At 50.3% G+C, this 15,725-nt stretch carries 11 protein-coding genes; 9 read left to right on the top strand and 2 right to left on the bottom strand.

Annotation, left to right across the window (positions count from 1 at the left end):
• Window positions 1–153 precede the first annotated feature (153 nt).
• The 8 genes from EKM99_RS09625 (at window position 154) to EKM99_RS09590 (ending at window position 10,201) form a co-directional block, all read left to right on the top strand.
• The gene (locus EKM99_RS09625; RefSeq protein WP_125583254.1) at window positions 154–1,074 is read left to right on the top strand and encodes a hypothetical protein; all 921 of its coding nucleotides are present in this window, start codon (window positions 154–156) and stop codon (window positions 1,072–1,074) included.
• A 422-nt stretch (window positions 1,075–1,496) separates the two neighbouring features.
• Window positions 1,497–2,528: a putrescine carbamoyltransferase gene (gene ptcA / locus EKM99_RS09620; protein WP_125583208.1), complete on the top strand. Its 1,032-nt coding sequence runs from the start codon at window positions 1,497–1,499 to the stop codon at window positions 2,526–2,528.
• A 66-nt stretch (window positions 2,529–2,594) separates the two neighbouring features.
• Window positions 2,595–3,995 (top strand): APC family permease, encoded by a 1,401-nt coding sequence (locus tag EKM99_RS09615; protein WP_125583207.1) that lies wholly within the window; start codon window positions 2,595–2,597, stop codon window positions 3,993–3,995.
• Window positions 3,996–4,019: 24 nt separating this feature from the next.
• The gene (aguA, locus tag EKM99_RS09610) at window positions 4,020–5,114 is read left to right on the top strand and encodes an agmatine deiminase (RefSeq protein WP_125583206.1); all 1,095 of its coding nucleotides are present in this window, start codon (window positions 4,020–4,022) and stop codon (window positions 5,112–5,114) included.
• Between the two features lie 232 nt (window positions 5,115–5,346).
• Window positions 5,347–6,291, top strand: coding sequence for a carbamate kinase (gene arcC, locus EKM99_RS09605; protein ID WP_125583205.1), 945 nt, complete (start codon window positions 5,347–5,349; stop codon window positions 6,289–6,291).
• Between the two features lie 890 nt (window positions 6,292–7,181).
• Window positions 7,182–8,288 carry an agmatine deiminase gene (gene aguA, locus EKM99_RS09600; protein ID WP_125583204.1) on the top strand — a complete coding sequence of 369 codons (1,107 nt, stop codon included), beginning with the start codon at window positions 7,182–7,184 and terminating at the stop codon, window positions 8,286–8,288.
• Between the two features lie 2 nt (window positions 8,289–8,290).
• Window positions 8,291–9,097 (top strand): MurR/RpiR family transcriptional regulator, encoded by an 807-nt coding sequence (locus EKM99_RS09595; protein WP_125583203.1) that lies wholly within the window; start codon window positions 8,291–8,293, stop codon window positions 9,095–9,097.
• A gap of 141 nt (window positions 9,098–9,238) precedes the next feature.
• On the top strand, window positions 9,239–10,201 hold the full coding sequence (locus EKM99_RS09590; protein WP_125583202.1) for a hypothetical protein: 963 nt from the start codon (window positions 9,239–9,241) through the stop codon (window positions 10,199–10,201).
• Window positions 10,202–10,772: 571 nt separating this feature from the next.
• On the opposite strand, the gene EKM99_RS09585 is transcribed toward EKM99_RS09590, so the two are convergent.
• Together EKM99_RS09585 and lysS are read right to left on the bottom strand one after the other, a co-directional pair.
• Window positions 10,773–12,293 carry a UDP-N-acetylmuramoyl-L-alanyl-D-glutamate--2,6-diaminopimelate ligase gene (locus tag EKM99_RS09585; RefSeq protein ID WP_125583201.1) on the bottom strand — a complete coding sequence of 507 codons (1,521 nt, stop codon included), beginning with the start codon at window positions 12,291–12,293 and terminating at the stop codon, window positions 10,773–10,775.
• A gap of 20 nt (window positions 12,294–12,313) precedes the next feature.
• Entirely contained in the window at window positions 12,314–13,828 is a 1,515-nt protein-coding gene (gene lysS / locus EKM99_RS09580) for a lysine--tRNA ligase (protein ID WP_125583200.1), read from the bottom strand.
• A 278-nt stretch (window positions 13,829–14,106) separates the two neighbouring features.
• On the opposite strand from lysS, the gene EKM99_RS09575 reads away from it, so the two are divergent.
• Window positions 14,107–15,297 (top strand): MFS transporter, encoded by a 1,191-nt coding sequence (locus EKM99_RS09575; RefSeq protein ID WP_125583199.1) that lies wholly within the window; start codon window positions 14,107–14,109, stop codon window positions 15,295–15,297.
• The last annotated feature ends 428 nt before the right edge of the window (window positions 15,298–15,725 follow it).

Here is a 15,725-nt window from a genome sequence, read left to right as displayed (position 1 = left end):
TAATTGCATGATTGTTTTTTGCTATCATATAATGTAAGTGTAAACTATTCCGTGCTGATTTTGCTCGATTTCTAAAAAGAAATGAGCTTTGCTTTATTTTTATGCAGTTTGGTGTATCGTATTAGTTAATACAAAAGGAAGGGAGACTTGAATATGTATAGCGGTGTACTTTTAGCAGCAGGACTGGGCTACTATTTATTTGTGTATAAGGGAGTGGACAGAATGCAGCAGTCTGGCGATGCGAAGACTGCTGGATCATCAAGAAACTATCCGCTTACTAAAAGCGAAGCGATGAAAAGCTATATGTATTCAAAGCTTCCTTGGAATTCGTCAATTGGTGACATTTATGTATATGCAAAATCGTTTCCAGTTAATAAATTGCCCGACGATGAACGACGTCAAGAACTGTTGCTAGAATTTCAAAGCAACGTCAGTCATTTACGAGAAGCTGGTCGGTTGCCTAAGGATTCAATTCGATATATTGACAAAGTTGATATGTCCTTGGAACTCACGACTGTTAGAGCATTGAAGCCGAAAGACGCAGTAGACTTGTTTTCTCGGCAAATGCGTTACTTATCGATGTTTACGAAGCAAGCCAATCCTTTTGGCACGGTTCATAAGTTAATTGCCAATGCTTCCATGTTTTCTCGTGGGTCGGGACCAGACTTCCAACCGACAACCAAATTTTCTGGGAATTTTGCAACGTTCCTTCAAGATTATTATTTCTGGCGGTACTATTCAACGCGGAATGAATGGAATATTTATCTGGTGCAACAACAACGGAAATTAGATGAGGTTGAAAATGATGTCTTTTCTTTTCTGAATGGCGACGAAGGTAGTTGGGTCACAAATGAAGAGGGGAAAATAGTCACGACTTGTTTTTCAACTGTTGGGTTAGAGGTCATCGCAAATTTATTGAAGATAGATCGAACAATCGTGCCGCAATTGGAAAAATATGAAATCGCCTTTACGGATGAAATCTGGAAGAACTACTTTCCTTATACCTGGGCAGAGGTTAATCGAAAGCAAGCTGGAACAGATTTGCATACATGGGCGCGTAAGTTAAAAAAGTAAAATGATTTAGGATATGAGGAACCATTGGCTTGTCTGGCATAAAGACAGGTTGATGGTTCCTTTTAATTTTCAGCGGGAGAATTATTTAAAATGCAATTACCGCAGCATAAAATTATGAATAAACTGTAATTTTATACACAACCTATGCATCCTACCCCAGAACAGCGGCACCATGCTATCATGTTTCATCGTTCACGAGCCTAAAGCATGCTCTAAATAGGAAACGCGTCACCACGACGTTCCGTCGACCCGCGCACCACCGGTGATGAAACATGTTTCATCAAATGAAACCAAAAACACCCCGAAAACCCTGGAGTCAGCTTGTCTGAAAACGCTTCCCAAGTATGCATTTTTACCGTATGCTAAGCACGTAATCAATTGATACGAAGCACACAAATAAAAAATACAGAGGGGTAATTGAAATGACTAAACGTGATTTTATTGACACCAACACTTACACGAAAGACGAAATCCAATACATGATTGAATTGGGGATCAAGATTAAGGAATCCATCAAGAACGGCTACTATCCACCATTATTGAAGAACAAGACGCTCGGCATGATCTTCGAACAATCTTCAACCCGTACCCGGACCTCCGCCGAAGCAGCCATGACCGAATTAGGTGGTCACGCCCAATACCTGGCACCAGGCCAAATCCAATTAGGTGGTCACGAATCCATCGAAGACACCTCACAAGTTCTTGGCCGGATCCTGGACATCATCGGTGCCCGTGTTGAACGTCACCACACCGTTGCTGAAGTTGGTAAATTCGCCAAGGTTCCTGTTGTGAACTTCATGAGTGACTACAATCACCCAACCCAAGAACTTGGCGACATCATTACTATGACGGAACATTTACCAAAGGGCAAAAAGCTCAGCGACTGCAAGATTGTCTTTGTTGGTGACGCTACCCAAGTTTGTGTGTCAACCATGTTTATGGCTACCAAGATGGGGATGGACTTTGTACAATTTGGCCCTAAAGGCTTCCAAATCAAGCCTGAAACCCTTGAAATCGGGAAGAAGAACGCTGAAATCTCTGGCGGTTCCGTCTTAATCACGGAAGACGCTGACGAAGCCTTGAAGGATGCTGACTTCATCTACACCGACGTTTGGTACGGCCTGTACGAAGCTGAACTGTCTGAAGAAGACCGGATGAAGATTTTCTACCCGAAGTACCAAGTCAACGCTGACTTAGTTGCCAAGGCCTCCGATCACGTGAAGTTCATGCACTGCCTCCCAGCTACCCGTGGCGAAGAAGTTACCGACGAAGTCATTGACTCCGACTACTCCATTGTTTGGGACGAAGCTGAAAACCGTAAGACGGCGATGCGTGCAATCTTCGTTTACCTGTTGAACCCAGAATTAAAGTACGCTTCTCAGGCTGTTGCCGACAAGTACGATGCTGAATTTGAATTAATGTTACGGAACGCCGTTGACGAACGTAACAACTAATAAACTGGCTATCCGATTAGCGTGCCGCACAACGGAACAAGGATAGCGGACTAAGGAGATAGGATCGTGCAAACAGAAAAGAAAAAATTTAGACTCTTTGACGCCGTCTTAATGTCGGTGGTTGTCATCATGGTCGTGGAATCGGTCGCTCCGGCGGCTGCTATCGGCCCGTCGCAGTTCTTCTGGTGGATTTTCTTATTAATCTTGTTCTTCATCCCGTATGGTTTAATTTCATCCGAGTTGGGGACAACCTACACCGGGGACGGTGGCTTATATGACTGGGTCCGCAAGGCGTTTGGTCAACGTTGGGGTGGCCGGTTGGCTTGGCTCTACTGGATCAACTATCCATTGTGGATGGCTAGTCTGGCTGTGCTCTTTGTCCAAGTCAGTGACCAGATATTTAATATCAAACTCAACACGTTCGGGTCAATTGTGGTCCAGCTGATCTTCGTTTGGGTGGTTGTCCTGATGGGGAACCAACCCGTTTCGGAAAGCAAATGGATCATGAACTTAGCGGCCTTCACCAAGATTTTCACGATTCTGGCGTTGGGCGGCTTGGGAATCTACGTGGCTATGACGCGTGGGGTGGCCAACACCTTCACGTTACACACGTTGATGCCACAATTCAACCTGTCTGGCTTGACCAACTTGTCCGTCATCATCTTCAACTTCTTAGGCTTTGAAGTTGTGGCCACGATGGCTGACGACATGGACAACCCGAAGAAACAGATTCCCCAAGCCATCATCTATGGTGGTATCCTGATTGCCTTCTTCTACTTACTAGGCGCGTTCGGGATGGGGGCTGCGATTCCTACTGACAAATTATCCGCTTCCAGTGGTCTCATCGACAGTTTTGTTCTGTTGATTGGTCACATGAACTGGTTCGTCGTGCTAATCGGTATCTTCTTCCTGTACATCTTAGTTTCAGAAATGATATCCTGGGCGTTAGGGGTTAACTACGTTGCCGACTACGCCGGGAAAGATGGCGCCTTACCAGCAATCTTCGGTAAGGAAAACGCCAAAGGCATGCCAATCGGAACTGGCTATTTGAACGGGATTATTGCGACCGTCTTAGTCATTGCCGCACCATTCATTCCGAACCAAGACATTTTCTGGGCTTTCTTCTCCTTAAACGTTGTCGCTTTACTGTTGTCCTACACCCTGTTATTCCCAGCATTCTGGAAATTACGGAAGTCAGATCCAGACACAGAACGGCCATTTAAGGTTCCTGGTGGCAAAGTTATGATCAATTTAATGACTTGGGTCCCAGAAGTCCTCTTAATTTTAACGATTATCTTCTCCATTTTCCCAATGAACTCATCTGCTAGCGAAATCGCGGCCAAGATGCCAGTTCTGATTGGGGTCATCATCACGTTAGTCGTTGGTGAAATTGTGGTTCGTTACGCGGAACACCACCAGCCGACCGATCAAGAATCTGTCTCAGCAACACCGAAAGAAAACAACTAAATTTGATAAGGAGCTGAACCAATTATGAAGACGTTAGATAGTACACCAAAGCAAGACGGATACCGCATGCCCGGTGAATTTGAACAACACAAGGGTGTTTACATCCTGTGGCCCCAACGTCCAGACAACTGGCGGAACGGTGGCAAGCCTGCCCAAAAGACGTTCGTTGAAGTTGCCAAGGCGATTTCTCAGTTTGAACACGTGACGGTCGGGGTTAACGATGACCAATACGCCAACGCGAAGAACCTGTTGCCAGCCAATGTTGAAGTGGTTGAAATGTCTAACGATGATTCTTGGATTCGCGACTGTGGCGCAACCTTTGTCAAAGACGACAAGGGCAACATGCGTGGCGTCGACTGGACCTTTAACTCATGGGGTGGCTTGGTTGATGGCCTCTACTTCCCATGGGACAAGGATGACCGGGTTGCTGAAAAGATGACCGAACTGGAACACGTTGACCGTTACCGGTTAGACGATTTCATTTTGGAAGGTGGCTCCATTCACGTTGATGGTGAAGGCACCCTGATTACCACCGAAGAATGCTTATTATCCGACGGCCGGAACTCACAGCTTTCCAAAGAACAGATTGAAGAAGTTCTGAAGGAAAACCTGAACCTGAAGAAGGTTATCTGGTTGAAGAACGGGATTTACCTGGACGAAACCAACGGCCACGTGGACAACATTGCCAACTTCGTTAAGCCCGGCGTCGTTGCCCTGGCTTGGACGGACGACAAGAACGATCCCCAATACAAGATTTCTAAAGAAAACTTGGATATTTTGGAAAACGCTACGGATGCTAAGGGCCGGAAAATCAAGGTCGTTAAGCTCTACTTGCCAAAGCCAATCACCATTACCAAGGAAGAAAGCGAAGGCGTTGACGCTGTTGACGGCACCTTGCCACGGACTGCTGGCGACCGCTTAGCTGCTAGCTACGTCAACTACTACACGGCTAACGGCGGCATTGTCTTCCCACTGTTCGGCGACCCAGCCGACGAGAAGGCTAAGGCCACGTTAGAAGAACTTTACCCAGACCGTAAAGTTGTCGGCGTTCCTGCCCGTGAAGTCTTACTCGGTGGTGGGAACATCCACTGCATCACGCAACAGGTTCCTGAAGCTTAAATTTTGAAACGGGAAAAGAGTGGGACAAAAGGCGGTTAGCTGGCGAGCATTAAGGCTGGTAGCCGAATAATCCCGGGCTTGGATTGTTTGGCTACCAGTTTTAAGCGGAGTCAGCTGCCTTTGGTCGCACGTTTCAACAATATAAAGTTGGAAATCCAAAAAAGAGCCTGGGAAAAACCCAGGCTCTTTTCTCGGTTAATCATGATTTTTATAAAATAGGAGTGAAGTAAACATGTCAAAACGTAAAATTGTGGTCGCTTTAGGCGGCAACGCGATCTTAGCCAATGATGCCTCAGCTGAAGCCCAACAGGCGGCGCTGGCAGACACGGCTAAATATTTGGTCAAATTCGTCAAGCAGGGTGACCAGCTGATCATTTCTCACGGAAACGGCCCGCAAGTCGGCAACTTACTCTTACAACAAGCCGCCGGCAGCACGGCCAAGAATCCCGCAATGCCACTGGACACGGCAGTTGCCATGACCCAAGGGAGCATCGGTTACTGGTTAGAAAATGCCATGGACAAGGCTCTGGCTGATGAAGGCCTGAAAAAAGACGTTGCCACGGTGGTCACCCAGGTGGAGGTTTCTCCTGATGACCCAGCCTTCACGGATCCCAGCAAGCCCATCGGTCCCTTCTACACCAAGGATGAAGTGGCCGCTGAACAGGCCGCACACCCAGACAACGTGTACGTGGAAGACGCTGGCCGGGGATACCGGCGCGTTGTGGCTTCACCTAAGCCAATCGACGTCAAGGAATCCGCAGTGGTCAACGCGTTAGTCGATGCCGATATCATTCCCGTTTCCGTAGGGGGTGGCGGTGTGCCCGTCGTCAAGGAAGGCAACCAATTGGTCGGCCGCGAAGCCGTGATTGACAAGGACTTTGCCTCTGAAAAATTGGCAGAACTTGTCCACGCTGACCTCTTGATCATTTTGACGGCCGTTGACCACGTCTTCGTGAACTTCAACCAGCCCAACCAAAAGCAATTGACCGACGTCACGTCAGCGGAACTGAACCAGTACATTACCGAGAACCAATTTGCCAAGGGGAGCATGCTCCCGAAGATCCAAGCGGCTTTGGACTTTGTGAACAACCAGCCGCAGGGGCAAGTCGTGATTACCTCGCTGGCCAACGTGGGCGAGTTCCTGGAAAACGGTTCCGGCACCATCATCCGCAAGTAACCTTGGGGGTTGCTCTGACGCTCCCGGCGGCGGGGTCAACGTTTCCTGCTGTGGGGCCCGGCTTCAGCCTGAGGGGCGGTCTTCCGCCTCGCCTTGGAACCTCACTGGAACCCGTGAGGTTCCAAGGTCGGCCCATGGTCTAACCTGAGCAAATCACTCAGCTAAGACCATCGACACAGCTGGAAACGTTGACCCGCCTCTGGTCGCTTACACGGGCGCTGCAGGTTACTTGGGTCTCATGGTTGGATTTGGCTAGTGGGGATGACTAGGCGTTAGCTGCGCCTCCGGGAGTGGGCAAATAGGACCGGGCCGCTGTGGGCGGACGTTGGTAGCCAAAAGGCGGTCTACCAACTTACTTTGAGCCTCGAAACCCGAGTCTCAAAGATACCAATTACCTAAGCGGCCAAAATCGCCACTAAGGTAATTCCCACGGCTGAGCCTATTTGCCCACTCCCTGCGGCTAACACGTGTTTGGCCCGTGGGTTGTTGTATTTACTGCCAAGAACCTATTCAGATAACATCCGACTAGCGGTATCGACTTAGGTTGATGCCGCTAGTTGTCCATCATTTTGGCTAATTTGCTGGTGATTCAGGTCATTAAAATTCGACGGGTCTTACGAATCAATTTAGTGTAAAATGGTGAAGAACTTAAAGCGGATGGATTGGAGCTTGGCTAATTCATAGTCAGAGCACGGCAAAAGCATGATTCACGGATTCAGGGCTAAACCTGTGTCGGCCGCAGGGATGGTGAAAATAAGCCCGGAGACCGCACTATGGCTCCAGGCGTTCGCCCACAGCGGTCCGGTCTCATTTTCACCATCCCGGAGGCACTGGCAACGAACAGTTTAACCTGAAACATAATAATGATAAAAACAATCGGAGTGAGTAATATGAGACTAGCAGAAACACCCGCACAAGACGGCTTTCACATGCCTGGCGAATTCGAGGACCAGGCTGCGAGCTACATGATTTGGCCGGAACGACCAGATAACTGGCGCGAAGGGGGCAAGCCAGCCCAAAAGGCTTTTGCCCGTTTAGCTGAAACGATTGCCCAATTTGAGCCGGTGACGATGTTGGTCAACCAGGACCAGTACAACCACGCGCGGGCAAGTTTATCGCCGGCGGTTCGTGTCGTCGAAATGAGTAGTAATGATTCCTGGATGAAGGATTGTGGGCCATTCTACGTGGTCAACGATGCTGGGGACATCAGGGCGGTTGATTTTCAGTTTAACGCCTGGGGTGGCCTCTTAGATGGGCTGTATTTCCCTTGGGATAAAGATAATCAAATCGGTAAAAAGGTTGCGGACTTACAGGGATTTCCCGTGTACGAAGTGGCTGCCGTGCTGGAAGGTTGCGCGATTCACGTGGACGGTCAGGGAACGCTGATTGCCACGGAGAGCGTGGTGTTGTCGGAAGGCCGGAACCCCGGCGGACTGACCAAGGCGGATGCCGAAAAAATCTTCCACGACTACCTTGGCGTGACCAAGACCATCTGGTTGCCAGAGGGCTACTTTATGGATGAAACCAATGGTGACATTGATAATATGCTGAACTTCGTGGCGCCCGGTGAAGTCGTCTTGACCTGGACGGACGATACCAGCGACCCGCAAGCCGAAATCAGTGAAGACGCCTACGAACGGCTGACTGCAGTGACCGATGCCCGGGGCCGCCATTTTAAAATTCATAAACTGCAGACGCCCCGGGTCTTGACGCTGAGCGAAGCAGAAGCCAATGGTGTTGACCCAATCAACGGCATGCTGCCCCGGGTGGCTGGCCAGCGCTTAACCGCCAGCTACGTGAGCTACATCACCACGAATCAGGCGATTCTGATGCCGACCTTTGACGATCCGCAAGATGCCGTGGCGCACGAACAACTGGCTGCGCTTTACCCGACCCGCCAAGTCGTCGACGTCCCTGCAACTGAGATTTTAACCGGTGGCGGCAACATTCATACGATTGCGGCCGGCGTTCCGGGGCATCATACGGGAGGAAAATAAGCATGAATTTTTTTGAAATCGTCAACGCCCATTTGGGAAGCTTGACCCCTAACGAGCAGAAGCTCTTCGATTACGTGGTTAAAAATATGGACCAGATCAAGAACAAGAGTATTCGGGAGGTCGCCTCAGCCACATTCGTTTCCACGGCCACGTTTCTGCGGTTCGTGAAGAAGATTGGCTTTTCCGGATTCAGTGAATTTACCACGGTTATCAAATTTACGTTGATCAACCGGAAAGAAGCCGACCAAGCCACGCCGTTTGTCGTGAAGCAGACGGACTACCGGGAGGAATACCTGAAGAATATTGCGGAATCCATTCACGTGATTCAACCCAACCGCCTCCACCAAGTGGTTGAAAAGCTGGCACAACACCCTGACGTGTTCTTCTTCGCCAAGGGGGTCAGCAAGCACGCCGTGGAATATATTGAATATTTATACACGATGGCCGGTTTCAAGACCCACTACCCACGCGACCACGATTACCGCAAGCAGGCCTTAAACCAGGTTGACGGTGACGCGCTCGTTTTCATTTTGACGTACGAAGGGTCCGACGGGGAAATGCTGGATAACATGAGCCGGCTCGTGGATATGCAGCCACGGCCGCTACTCGTATCGATCACGGAGCCGGACAACAACACGATTCAAAATTTGAGCGATATTAATTTCTACATTTTCACGGACGGGGTCACCGTCAATAACACAGACATTAGTTCACGAATTTCGACGATTTCGGTGATGGAACTGATTCTGTATCAATACGTTGAGGACTATGGCGGTCGTGACTTCCATTTCCGCAAACGAGAAGAATAAGTAATAGGTGAACGCGGCGGGTCCTGGGGAGGGGGCCCGTTTTTTGGTGGATTCGAAGGCCGTTTTCCCGCTAGATTTGCATTTTCTCCCGCAACTTCTCTATAATATAAGTAATGGATTCAAGATAGGGGAATACGCGTGATGGAACAATCAGATGCAACCGCCAAATCGTTGACGCCGGCAGAATTCTTGACGCCGCAACGGTTGGCTTCATTATCAGCTAATCAACAGAAATACGCCGCGACCATTTTGGCAGACGTCCTGCACGTTCGGGAGACCGTCAACATGGCGCAGGGGGACTGGACGCCACAACAGGTGACGGCGACTTTGGCCGCGCTGCCAACCATGGTGGACCAACCCCACTTGTACTTTGTCGCGGTCGTGCCCGTCTTAGCAGCTTACTTTAAGGCGCAAAAATTGGCCAATCTCAAAGCGTTAGATGCCGCGTTGAAAGCCGCACGGACCACGTTGGTTGAAAAGCATGGCGATGCGGCCGGTGAGCAAGAAGCCTACGAAGGCGTCGTGGCGCTGGTTGAGCAGTGGGTTGCAGCGATGATTGATCGGTCAGATGTGGCCAATTTAGCCGCAGGTGATCGCCAGAACTTCGTGACCATCGTCCACACGACCGCTGAATTAATGATTACCGGTAAGGGACAACAGCCAAAAGACTGGGACGTGCAAACGTTAAGCGAAATCATGTTTGGTCCCTTCACCCATTTACTAGATGAAGAGGATCGGGTACCGGCACTCTTCAACCTGGTGCCATTTGCGCTGACGACGTTGTTCACTTACCTGGACGAGCAGAACCAACTGCCGGCCGCAACCGAGTTAGAGAACTGGGTCAGCGAGCACCACACCGCGCTAGTTACCATGTACGATCCGAAGCTGGAAAGCTTCTTTGAGGACCTGACCACCGCGATGCAGGCGCAGAATATCGACGCCGATGATGCCAAAGCCGTGGACGCCTTCACGCAAGAATACTTGCGCGCCCACCCGACAACCAGTCGCGAATTGTTCACGACCGACCGGCAACTGACGCATAAGAAACACATTAAGCAGATTAAATACAGTCAAAAAAAGCGGCGGAAGCATCGTCGCCGGTAAATACTGATTGGATTGAAGTCCAATCAAAAGAGATGGCGTCCTCGATATTGAGGGATGCCATCTCTTTCTGTGTTTTCAGGGCAACAGCGACGGCACGTGATCAGATTTGTCCCGATTTTACACACAAAGTACCATGCTGTGTGTAAAATTGGGACAAGTGGTTGAGTAAAGTCACTTCAAACTGACTGAGTTCCGAACTTCCTTGAACACACGACAATGCCAAAGTATTAATCCCCAACAAAAAACGAGCCAGTCAATTCTCCCACACAGGAAGAACCGACTGGCTCGTTTTTAATTGGTTTCACTAAAATTCAGTGACAATGTATAAATACCGTCAGCACACAACAATAACAATCTAAATCCGTCGAAGCCGCAGGGCGGGTGACAATGGGCACAGCCGTGGGAATTGCCTTAGTGACGACCTTCGTCGCTTAGGCAATTGATACCTTTGAGACGCGCTAGCGGCTCAAAGTAAGTGTGAAGACCGCACTTCGGCTCCGCACGTTCGCCCACAGCGTCCCGGCCCAGTTTTCACCCGCCCGGAGGCGCAGTCAACGACCAATTTAGATAATTACTGTTCGTCCGCCAACCCGGCGATGACGTCCTCAGCCACGACCGGATCGGAAGCGTAAGGCGTGTCGACGCCATTAATTTTTTGATATGCGTCCTCACCCTTACCGGCCAGCACGACTAAATCGTGATTGGTGGCGCTGGTAATGGCGTGGCGGATGGCGTCTTCACGTTGGGGAATGATGGTCGTCTGCACCTTATCGTGGTCAATCCGACTGTCAATCTCCCTGGCAATGGCGATTGGGTCCTCGTGACCCGGATCGTCCGTCGTCAGAAAAGCGGTATCCGCGTAATCGTTCAGCGCCTTGGCAAAGCCTTCGCGACGGTCTTCACCTTTGTCACCGGTACTGCCGAGCACGGCGGTAATCTGGTGGTCGGGGAACTGCGTGTGTAGGAAGCTCAGCAGGGCGTTCATACTGCCCCAATCATGGGCGTAGTCAATGTAGATGGTCCCGTGATGTTTGGTGGTAATCGACTCCATGCGCCCGGGGATGGTCGTATTGGCCAGCCCAAATTGCATGTCAGCCACCGCAGCGTCCGCCAAGCGACTCGCCAGAATGGCAGCCGTGGCGTTACTTTGGTTGAAATCACCCGGCACGGACACGTGATACGTGGTTGCGAGTTCCTGCAGCCGCGCGTCGGTCGTGTGCGTCGTCAGCGTGAACGTACTGTCGGTCAAGGTCGCCGTACTGCTGGTGATGGCCAGCGTGGCGTCATCCTGAGCGAACCCGTACGTGAAAATGTGATCGGGATCCGTGGAGACCTTAGCCGCCGCGTAAACCTCGTCAAAATGGTCCATGTCCGCGTCAATGATACAGTTACGCGAATTGATCATCAGCTGCATTTTGCAGAAGAGGTAGTTGGCGAAGTTCGGGTGCTCGTTGACCCCGATGTGATCGGGCGAGATGTTTAAGAAGATACCGACGTCAAACGTCAATCCGTACACGCGGTCCAGCAGGTAAGCCTGGGAGGCGACTTCCATGACCAACACCTTGCTGCCGTTGTCGACGGCTTGGCGCATTTCGTGGAAGAGGTCAAACGACTCCGCCGTGGTCAGGTGGGCCTTGAATTGGTCTTCTGGCTTGGGGCCGATGATGTGATTGATGGTTGAGAACATCGCCACTTGTTGTGGAAACGCGTGGCTTAAGATGTTCGTGGTCAGGTACGTCGAGGTCGTTTTCCCCTTGGTCCCGGTGTAGCCAATGAGAAACAGGTCATTTTGCGGGAAGCCAAAGTAGAGTTGGGCGGCCAAGGACAAGGCCTTGCGCACGTCACTGACCAGGATGACCGGCACGTCAACGTGGTAATCCTTTTCGGCCAAGTAACAGGTTGCCCCATTAGTGATTGCCGATTGTAAATAGTCCACTGAGAAATTGAAGCCTTTGCAGACGAAGAGGCCATTGGCGCTGGCCTTGCGTGAATCGTACGCTAACGATGCAAAGTCGACGTCAGCTGAAGGTAGCGTGGTGCCCAGCAACAAGTCGTGTTCCTGGAGCAGCGCAATCAGTTGGTTTGCTCTCATTCAATTGCCTCTTTTCGTGGTTAGGCGTTTGGCCGCATGGTTGGGAAGAGCATCACGTCGCGGATGGAAGCAGCGTCCGTCAGCAGCATGGTCATCCGGTCGATCCCGATACCGAGACCACCAGTAGGCGGCATGCCGTATTCCATGGCTTCAACGTAATCCGTATCGATCCCGTGCGCCTCTTCGTTCCCAGCGGCGCGTTCTGCGTCTTGGGCTTCGAAACGTTGCTTTTGGTCGATTGGGTCGTTTAATTCAGTAAAGGCGTTGCCGTATTCGTTCCCATCAATGTAGAGTTCGAATCGGTCAGTGAACCGTGGATCCTTAGGGTTCTTCTTAGCCAGCGGTGAAATTTCAACCGGGTGACCGTAAATGAAGGTTGGGTTAACCAAGTTGTCTTGGACCTTTTCCTCGAAGAAGGCGTTGATGATGTGCCCAACCGTCCAGTAAGGTTCGCAGTGAATGCCGTTTTCGTCAGCTAATTTCTTAGCGTCTTCAACGGACATTGGTTGCCAGAAGTCAATTCCGGTAGCGTCCTTCACGGCGTCGACCATGTGCACCCGTTTGAAATCGGAGTCGAGGTCGATGTCCTTGCCTTGGTAGGTCACCTTACCAGAGCCGTTAACCTTGTTGGCCACGAAACGGAAGATGTTTTCCGTCAAGTCCATGACGTCGTTGTAGTCTGCGTAAGCCGTATAGACTTCAACCATGTTAAATTCAGGGTTGTGGCGCAGGTCAGTTCCTTCGTTCCGGAAGTCCTTGCCCAGTTCGTAAACCTTTTCCATCCCACCAACGATCAGGCGCTTCAGGTAAAGTTCCGTTGCGATCCGCAAGTATAAAGGAATATCAAAGGCGTTGGAGTGGGTGACAAATGGCCGGGCTTCGGCGCCACCGGCTTCCGTTTGCAGGACGGGGGTGTCGACTTCCAAGTAACCTTGGCCGTCCAAGTATTCACGAATGGCCTTCTTGATCTGGGTCACCTTGATGAAGCGGTCAAAGCTATCGTGGTTGGCGATCAAGTCCAGGTACCGTTGACGGTAGATGGTTTCAGGATTTGTCAGACCGTGGTACTTGTCTGGTAATGGCCGCAAAGCCTTTGATAAGAATTCGAAGTCAGTGAAACGCAGGGTCAAAGCGCCGGTATTGGTCTTGATGACGTAACCCTTGGCGCCGATGAAGTCCCCTAAGTCTAACGTCTTGTAGAGGGCGTACTTGTCTTCGCCCAGTTCATCTTGACGCGCGTAACCTTGGATCACACCAGTTCTGTCGAGTAAATCCATGAAGCCGGCTTTACCACTGCCCCGCTTACCGGTAATCCGACCCGCAACAGCAACATAATGTTTGTCTTCCATCAACTCTTCTTTGTCATACTTGTCGTATTTTTCAGTGAGTGATTGACTGTCGTCAGTGCGATCAAAGCGATGCCCAAAAGGCGCGATGCCCTGTGCTTGTAAATTTTCCATTTTATCCCGACGAACCTGCATCTGATCGTTCAGATCGGCTGGTGCGGCATTGTTATTATTTTTGCTGTTACCCATGTTGTGTCCTCCTATTAAGTATTGATTCAAAAGTTCAATGAATCCAGACCTCCCTTAAATTTAGTTGATTTTCGCCCAATAAGCAAGCCATAAAGGGGGATTGGGTGAATGAAGACGCTTTCAAATGGGTGGAAATCCGCCGTGCCAATTTGAAAGGCCCATAACCGCAGAAATGAGGCGACAGAATGGCAAATGTGTTGGCCCCCCTTTTAAGGACCCCGCCAAACATGATAGACTGGGCACAATGAGGAAGCGCAAAGGAGGCAGCAAACAACGCAATGTTAAAATTGATACGAAAAATGTGGCCGCTCCTGTTGCTGGGATTCCTGGTGAACACGGCCTATAGCGTCATGTGGCCACTGACCACGATCTATTTACACGGCGACCTGGACCTGAATTTAGTCCAGAGTGGGCTGATCCTGGCAGCGTACTCCGGCTGTAACGTGCTCGGCGGTTACCTGGGCGGCGTCTTGACGGATCGCTACTCGGCTAAAACGGTGGGGGTGGGGATGCTGGCCGGGTTGATTGGGGATGCGCTAGTCGGTTTCTTCTGGAACGGCATCGTGGCGTACCCCATCGTCCTGGTCATCTTCGGTCTCCTGACCGGGGGCATGCTGACGCTGATAACCGCCATGACGGCGCAACTCAGTCATCTGGACGGGCGCCTGTTCAATTTACTCTACATATTTATCAACGTTGGCCTGGTCGTTGGGACCGCCAGCATCGGGATTCTCTACCATAACAGCTTGCGGCCCATCTTCGGGTTGTTGCTGGGGTGCTACGGGTTGGCCGCTATTCTGTGGCGCTGGCGGGCAAGCAGCTTTGAACGACAGTCGGCAGCACCGGCACCGGCGAAACAGACGGCACGCACCACGGCGACGACTGCCACGCCAGCCCGCGGCAAGCTCTCCCGCACGAATCTGGTTATTATCCTATTGAGCCTGGTGTTCATGTGGCTGACCTACGTGCAATGGATGAGCAACGTTTCCGTCTACATCCAAAATGAGGGCTTAGGGATTAAACTGTACAGCTACCTCTGGGTGTACAACGGCATCCTCTTAATTGTCGTCCAAGCAGTGATGGCAAAAGTCAGTCGTAGTAAGGTCTTACCGTGGCAAATCCTAGGTGGTTTGATTGCCATTGGCAGCTCTTTTCTTCTATTAACTAGTGAATCAGGCGTGGTGGTCTTGTTTGCGGCCATGACCCTGCTCACGGTGGGGGAGGCCGTCTACGTTCCAGGGGTCCCCGCACTGATCAATTTGTACACGGTTGGCAATGAAGGTAAGTACCAGGGACTGGTGAACGCTTTTTCTTCCTTAGGAAAGGCCCTGGGTCCGGTCATGGGTGGCGCGGTGATCGCCCAGTTTGCGTCTTTCCCGGTTCTGTTTTGGATTTGCGCCGGGATCGATGCGGTCATCGGCATGAGTTTCTTGGTTGGCGTTGTGCCGGCTTTACAAAGAAAGCAATAATTGACGCGAACTATCTCCAGGCGTGCCCTGGCCAAACGACCGGTTAACTCGGTCGTTTTTTCATGTTTTCATAAATACCATTCGGCTTTGAAAATAATTTACATTTATTGGCGATTTTAGTTGACGGGGCAAGCTGTGGTTGGTATAGTTATATACGTTGTCACGGCGATTCACCAACTAGACCAATTTAAAAGATTGAAATTAGTTGTTGACAAGCATGATGATGAAATGATATATTAAATAAGCTGCTCCATTGGAACAGCGGATTAACGAGAAACGTTGTTAAATCAAACTTCTTGTTGACATCATATCAGTTAGATGGTATAATAATTAAGTTGTTTGCGAGAGCAAATAACTTGGTAGACCTTTGAAAACTGAACATTGTTTCGACAAACCAAATATGTGTAGGGCGGTTTGATACTTGGTAT

The organism is Levilactobacillus cerevisiae, from assembly GCF_003946245.1.
Classification (GTDB): Bacteria; Bacillota; Bacilli; order Lactobacillales; family Lactobacillaceae; genus Levilactobacillus; species Levilactobacillus cerevisiae.
The sequence above is the reverse complement of the archived record's forward strand: the minus strand, read 5'-3'. Positions and strand labels throughout refer to the sequence as shown.